The 1,249-nt window shown below is 44.9% G+C and carries 3 protein-coding genes; 2 read left to right on the top strand and 1 reads right to left on the bottom strand.

Features of this window, described 5'->3' with window-relative positions:
- Nucleotides 1-365, bottom strand: a 365-nt coding sequence (locus ACYQ8U_RS23005) for a glycosyltransferase family protein (RefSeq protein WP_459947894.1), incomplete at its 3' end; no start/stop codon positions are given.
- Nucleotides 366-491: 126 nt separating this feature from the next.
- On the opposite strand from ACYQ8U_RS23005, the gene ACYQ8U_RS23000 reads away from it, so the two are divergent.
- Both ACYQ8U_RS23000 and ACYQ8U_RS22995 read left to right on the top strand, forming a co-directional pair.
- Entirely contained in the window at nt 492-848 is a 357-nt protein-coding gene (locus tag ACYQ8U_RS23000) for a type II toxin-antitoxin system RelE/ParE family toxin (protein WP_459947893.1), read from the top strand.
- Nucleotides 845-1,150, top strand: a complete 306-nt coding sequence (locus ACYQ8U_RS22995) for a helix-turn-helix domain-containing protein (RefSeq protein WP_459947892.1) — start codon at nt 845-847, stop codon at nt 1,148-1,150. Before ACYQ8U_RS23000 ends, ACYQ8U_RS22995 begins: the two co-directional genes overlap by 4 nt.
- Nucleotides 1,151-1,249: the final 99 nt, after the last annotated feature.

Here is a 1,249-nt window from a genome sequence, read left to right as displayed (position 1 = left end):
TAGAAAACCACTGCCCGGTTTTTCAGCCCAGCATTGCTTACACCACCGGTGCGCATTTTAACCAACACCTTCGGAATGTAGACTGCATGCAAATGATGCCGGACCAAAAATCGGAGCATCAGCTCATAATCCGCGGCAGTTCCGAAATCGAGATTGAAGGCGCCAAATCTCTCATATGCAGTTTTTCTGACGAAAAATGTTGGATGCGGCGGCATCCAGCCCCACTTGAATTTCCCGGCATCAAAACTGCCGGATTTCCACAGGCGAACAGTTTTCGATGTATCGGCAAAATCGACATACTTCAGATCGCCATAACAACTGTCCATTTCCCCTTCTGCAAACGCATCACAGACATCCTGCAGCACGTTCTACAGCTTCCCGGCTGTTTTGAACCGCCTCATCAAACTTGACATCTTCGAAGCCCCAAGTTTCACAAGTTTCAATTTGTAATATATAGCACTAAGTGCTATCTTTAGATCATGAAAAGGTTAATGACCAGAGAGTTTTCAAAGTGGGCCGGGAAGCACGGAGTAACCGTTGCGGGACTAAACAACGCGCTCAACGAAATCGAAGAAGGCATCATTGATGCTAACCTGGGCAGTAACGTGTACAAAAAACGCATATCCTTTCCAGGAAGAGGAAAAAGTGGCAGCGGCAGAACCATACTTTTTTACAAGAAAGGGAACATGGCTATCTTCGTTCATGGGTTCGCCAAAAACGAAAAAACAACTCTCTCACACAACGAGCTGAAAGCTTTCAAAGAGTTTTGCACTCTTGTCTTTTCGTATGATGAAAACGAAATTCAAAAAGCTATAGATAAAGGCGTCTTCATTGAGGTGATGGTATGAGAAAATCAGTCAGAAAATCAATAATGGGCACTATGGTTGACCTAAAGGAAATCGGCCTGGTGAAAGACATAACAATGCGCAACATCGAGAGTCTTTGCTTGCCGGATGTAAAGGACTACAATGCCGCGGATATTGTAAAATTGCGCAAAAGCACAAAGTTAAGCCAAGCAGCGTTTGCTGCCGTAGTGAATGTATCCACATCCACCCAGCAGAAATGGGAAAGAGGAGACAAAAAACCAAGCGGAGCAAGCAAAAGGCTCTTAGATGTGATTGAAAGAAAAGGCTTGGAGGCAATTTTGTGATTTTGTTAATCTGGGGCCTTGACATCCTCCCCCCACCTGAAGGGATTCCAACAACAAACTACGCAAAAGCATAAGCTTCTGAGTAGTTGTCCTGGTGGG

This window comes from Desulfocastanea catecholica (assembly GCF_054657295.1).
The sequence above is the reverse complement of the archived record's forward strand: the minus strand, read 5'-3'. Positions and strand labels throughout refer to the sequence as shown.

Excerpts from the sequence above, each read along its gene's own strand:
- ACYQ8U_RS23000 (WP_459947893.1), top strand. The coding sequence starts at position 492 with ATGACCAGAGAGTTTTCAAAGTGGGCCGGGAAGCACGGAGTAACCGTT.
- ACYQ8U_RS22995 (WP_459947892.1), top strand. The coding sequence starts at position 845 with ATGAGAAAATCAGTCAGAAAATCAATAATGGGCACTATGGTTGACCTA.